Below are 4416 nucleotides of genomic sequence, written 5' to 3' on the forward strand. Positions count from 1 at the left end.
TGTCGGCGGGGTCGTTACTCGGCCAAGGGGTCGATGCCGCATGGTTACTCGCCGCCGGGTTGATTGTCATGGGTTTCCTCTACCTGGTGACGATGCTGTTGCTGTCCCGCACCCACCAGCAGCCGCCGCAGGCTGTGCCCGCCGGGCTGTTCTACGTGTTCGTCATGCCCTGCCTCAACGAGGAGGCGGTGATCGGGGCGAGTCTGCGGCGCTTGCTGGCCACCGCAAGGGACGACATTCGGGTCCTGGTGGTCGACGACGGTTCGGACGACGCTACGTCCAGCATCGTGCGCGGGGTCGACGACGAGCGCCGGTGGCTGTTGCGGCGTGATCTGCCCAATGCCCGGTCAGGCAAGGGCGCTGCCCTGAACGCCGCCATCGCCCACCTCCGCGTTCGCGATGAGGTCGCCACCCGCGACCCGAACAACGTGATCGTCGTTGTTGTCGACGCGGACGGACGCCTGGATTCCCATGCCGTCGACGTCGTCGCGTCGTACTTCAGCGACCCGCGTACAGCCGGCGTCCAGACCGGCGTCCGCATCAACAACCGTCGTGGCAACCTGCTGGCCCGTATGCAGGACATGGAGTTCGTGATCTACACGGACATCTTCCAGCGCGGTCGGGCTCATGTCGACAACGTGGGGCTGGGTGGCAACGGCCAGTTCGTGCGGCTTTCAGCACTGCGGTCACTGGGCGACGAGCCGTGGACGCACAGTTTGACCGAGGATCTCGACCTCGGGGTCAGGTTGCTGCTCGCGGGTTGGCGCAACCGGTTCTGCCCGCAGGCCGACGTCCACCAGCAGGGCGTGGTGAGACTTCGTCGGCTGCTGCGCCAGCGCTCGCGATGGTTCCAAGGGCACCTGCAGTCATGGCGGCTGATACCGCGGGTGATTCGGGAGGCGCGGATCCGCAGCCTGCCCGACATGCTCTTCCACCTGTCGAGCCCATTATTGATCTTATTGGCGTCCCTGCTCACACTCGCGTTCGGATTCTCGACCGCCGCGGTTCTGGCCGACTGGTTCGCCGGTGGGCCCAGCCCCGATCCGAGTTTGTTCGCCGGTGCCTACCTGATGGCCGCCGTTCCGGCACTGATCTGCGCGCTGGTCTATCGCAGGCAGGAGCCGCTCTCCGGAGTCGGCGTCCTTCGGTTGATCGGTTACGGCCACCTCTACATCCTGTATGCCCTGGTCTGGTTCGTCGCCGGCTGGTGGGCGATCGCCCGGATGCTCAGCGGCCGCAACAGCTGGCACAAGACCGTCCGCAGCCCGGAGGAAAGTCTGGCTGCACCAGCCCTTACACCCGCCCTTGCGGCCGCGAGTGCAGCCGCGGTGGCAGCGACCATGGTGACCAGCGAAGACGTCAGTCTGGCGGCATCGCCGGAGCACGCCGGCGAGCCGGTCCCCGTCGATGGATGACGTCGGTGCGACCGTTGCTGCCCGCTGATCCGCCCGACGGCGCCGACACCAGCCGGGGGCGTGGGCCGGCCGGCTGCGGATCCGGACTGCTCGTCCGGCTGGCCATCCTCGCCGTTATCACGCTGGTCAGTCTGCTCGCCCTGATCGGGCTGCTGGGGATGTGGCGGCTCACCGGCCTGTTCCAGGAGGACGACGAGATGGTGCGCTGGGTGGACGGCAGCCGACATGGCGCATGGCTCGCGGTCTTCGACGGCTATGGCCAGACCACAGGCTCGACGGCAGGCCCGACCGTGGAGCCGACCACAGGCCGCACCGTTGACGATGAGGTGATCTCGCTGGCCCCGAAATCGGCGGTGGGACCCGGCGCGACCCATGCGGCGCTGGTGGTCAGTGCCGACCGCTACACCGACGTCGACGTCACCGCCCAGCTGCGCACCGTCCGCCAGCTGCGTACGCCTGGGCCGCAGCCCTGGGAGGTTGGTTGGGTTTTGTGGCATTACACCGATATCAGCCATTTCTATGCGTTCGCCCTTAAAGCCAACGGCTGGGAGATCAGCAAGCAGGATCCGGCCTATCCCGGCGGGCAGCGGTTCCTCGCCAGCGGCGAGGTGCCCCGCACGACCATCGCGACCTGGCACACGGTCGGGATCACCCAAGCTGGCGGCCGGATCACCGTTGCCGTCGACGGAGCCGTGATCGCTGATCTCACCGACCCGGAACGCCCCTACCTCGCCGGCGCTGTGGGTCTGTACTGCGAGGACTCCGACGTGGAGTTCCGCCGGATCCACGTCGGTACGGATCCTCCGCCCACCCGCCCACGCTCATGACTTTCCCGCGCCGATCCCGCATCCCTGACCCGACCCGCATCCCTGACCCGACACGGACAAGGACCGACGAAAGGACATGTTATGGCCATAAAAACATCGACCCGTCCTGACAGTGGGCCAGACCGTACCGTCCTGGTAATTTACGGCACCCGCCCAGAAGCAATCAAAATGGCCCCGGTGGTCCGTGAGCTGGCGGCCTCGCCGTTTTTCCGTCCCGTCGTCGCCGTCACCGGCCAGCACCGGAGCATGCTCGACCAGGTCAACAACCTGTTCGGCATCGTTCCCGACGTCGATCTCGACGTCCTCCAGCAGGGCCAGACGCTCGCCGGGGTCACCACCCGGTCGCTCGGCGGCCTGGAGGCGGCCATCACGGAGATCCAACCGCACATCGTGATCGTCCAGGGGGATACGACCACGACGTTCACGGGCGCGCTCGCCGCCTTCTACCTGGGGGTTCCCGTCGCGCACCTGGAAGCGGGCCTGCGCACGAACGACCCCACCTCACCGTTCCCCGAAGAGATCAACCGCCGGCTGACCACCCAGCTCGCCGACCTGCATCTGGCGCCCACCCCCACCAGTCGTGACAATCTCCTCGCAGAGGGCGTCAAGCCGGACACGGTTCTCGTCGTCGGCAATACCGTGATCGATTCGTTGCTCTGGGTTGTCAAGGAGCCTGTGCCGAAAGACGACCCGTTGCTGGCGGAGTTGGAGCGCAACGCTTCCGGCGACCGGCCCGTGCTCCTTGTCACCGCCCACCGGCGGGAATCCTGGGGCGAGCCGATGCGCAATATCGGAAAGGCGCTCGCGCAGCTCGCGACGGAGCGGCCAGATCTTCTGATCGTTTTTCCGATCCATCGCAACCCGACCGTGCGTGGGGCAATCATGCCCGCCGTCAGCGGCCTGACGAACGTGGTTGTCTCCGATCCGGCCGACTACACCGCCTTCGCCCACCTGATGAGTCGCGCCACCATTGTGCTCACCGACAGCGGGGGAGTCCAGGAAGAGGCGCCAAGTCTCGGCAAACCGGTGCTCGTCATGCGGGACAACACCGAGCGGCCCGAAGGCGTGGATGCCGGGACGGTGGCACTGGTCGGCACGGACCCCCGCCGCATCGTCGACGGCGTCGGTCGGCTCCTTGATGAGCCGGCTGCGTACGCGGCAATGGCGGAAGCGGTGAACCCGTACGGCGACGGCGGCGCGGCGCGGCGCAGCGTTGCGGCGCTGGCGCACTACTTCGGTTTGGGTCCGCCGGTCGACGAGTTCGTGCCCCGGTTCCGTCCACCGGTCGGCCCGGCGACCATCGGTGTGCCACGTCAGGCTCGCACTGCGGTGGGCCGCTCCGCCAGCCGTGCGTCCACGGGTGCCACGGATGATCATCAGCCTGTCCAGGTCAACCAGATCCATCCCGAAAGGACGTGATGTAGATGCGAACCCGCCGATTCCGCGGCTCTAGTAGCGATCTTAGTTGCCGTTCTGGCGCTTGTTGCGGGCCTGGTCAGTACGGCCACGGCGGCAACTGCGCAGCGGCCGCATTCCAGGGGAACATCGCAGCATCACAGCGATGCGCAGGTGTTGGCCGACGGTCAGCTGATCGCGCCACCGCCCCCACCGTCCACCTCACCCCCTCGCCGCGGGCCCCGGCCGGTGAGCTCCACTTCCGATTCCGCTGCGTCGAGGACGATCCGTCCGGCGGCCACCACCTCGGCGTTGCGCATCCAGTCGGCTGCCGTCACCACGGTGGCGACAACTCCTTCCGGAACGTTGATTCTGTACGACACCACGGGCCAGTGGGGTTGGCTCGGCGAGCAGTACGCCATGCAGACGGCAAACCTCGTGTCCCACTTCGGTACCTGGAAGGCGCATCCGGTGGCCGCATACACGGCCGGTGAGATGGCGAACTACAAGGCGGTCGTCTACGTCGGCTCCACCTACGACGAGCAGGTGCCCACCGCTTTCCTCACCGACGTGCTGGGTGGTACCCGCCCGGTGGTGTGGATGTACGACAACATCTGGCAGCTGACCGCGCAGTCACCGACGTTCGCCTCCACGTACGGCTGGAACTGGTCGCAGTTCGATTTCTCCTCCGTCGCCGAGGTCCGCTACAAGAACACCAGCCTGACCCGGTACACCCCCAACGGCAGCGGGATCATGTCCTATGCCAGCGTGGACACCAC

4 protein-coding genes and 1 pseudogene are annotated in these 4416 nt (G+C 66.9%); 4 read left to right on the forward strand and 1 reads right to left on the reverse strand.

Translation table 11 applies throughout. The features are described 5' to 3' along the window. The first annotated feature begins 68 nt into the window (after positions 1-68). From U9980_RS22105 to wecB, 3 genes are all read left to right on the forward strand, one after another. Positions 69-1415, forward strand: a complete 1347-nt coding sequence (locus tag U9980_RS22105) for a glycosyltransferase family 2 protein (RefSeq protein WP_416210350.1) — start codon at positions 69-71, stop codon at positions 1413-1415. Between the two features lie 5 nt (positions 1416-1420). Then, positions 1421-2242 (forward strand): family 16 glycoside hydrolase, encoded by an 822-nt coding sequence (locus tag U9980_RS22110; protein ID WP_322769685.1) that lies wholly within the window; start codon positions 1421-1423, stop codon positions 2240-2242. Between the two features lie 81 nt (positions 2243-2323). Beyond that, positions 2324-3661, forward strand: a complete 1338-nt coding sequence (gene wecB / locus U9980_RS22115; protein ID WP_322769686.1) for a non-hydrolyzing UDP-N-acetylglucosamine 2-epimerase — start codon at positions 2324-2326, stop codon at positions 3659-3661. A gap of 164 nt (positions 3662-3825) precedes the next feature. Here wecB and U9980_RS22120 read toward each other — a convergent pair whose 3' ends face one another. Continuing rightward, the gene (locus U9980_RS22120) at positions 3826-3978 is read right to left on the reverse strand and encodes a hypothetical protein (RefSeq protein WP_322769687.1); all 153 of its coding nucleotides are present in this window, start codon (positions 3976-3978) and stop codon (positions 3826-3828) included. Position 3979: 1 nt separating this feature from the next. Here U9980_RS22120 and U9980_RS22125 point away from each other — a divergent pair. Further along, positions 3980-4416 (forward strand): annotated as a pseudogene (locus U9980_RS22125) (hypothetical protein); the annotation flags it as partial.

Origin of the sequence: Protofrankia sp. Cr1 (assembly GCF_963555865.1) — a bacterium.
Lineage (GTDB): Bacteria > Actinomycetota > Actinomycetes > Frankiales > Frankiaceae > Protofrankia.

Coding starts and splice junctions, on each gene's coding strand:
- wecB (WP_322769686.1), top strand. CDS start 2,324: ATGGCCATAAAAACATCGACCCGTCCTGACAGTGGGCCAGACCGTACC.
- U9980_RS22105 (WP_416210350.1), top strand. CDS start 69: ATGGGTTTCCTCTACCTGGTGACGATGCTGTTGCTGTCCCGCACCCAC.